Origin of the sequence: uncultured Duncaniella sp. (assembly GCF_910578445.1) — a bacterium.
Taxonomy (GTDB): Bacteria; Bacteroidota; Bacteroidia; order Bacteroidales; family Muribaculaceae; genus Duncaniella.
The window spans coordinates 1-248 of sequence record NZ_CAJTQC010000066.1 but is presented as its reverse complement, the minus strand read 5'-3'; positions in this window follow the sequence as shown (position 1 = coordinate 248).

The window sequence follows — 248 nt, the reverse complement described above, 5'->3', positions numbered from 1 at the left end:
GATGGCGTATGCTCCTGTCTTAGCGGTGACTTATACCAGAGTTTGTCCCCACTCCGTCTGACCGGCTCATGTCCGAGTCGGGACATGAAGGTGGCTAAAGGGATAGATTTTATCTCTTTGAACATTGTGGCAAAAATGTTTAGGGGTGGTAGTTCAGGTTCAGCGCACATATATACACACCGTACCGAACTAAACTCGATTAGTAGTAGAAGTCGCGGTTAAACTGGTAGGCTCCGTTCTCCTTTACA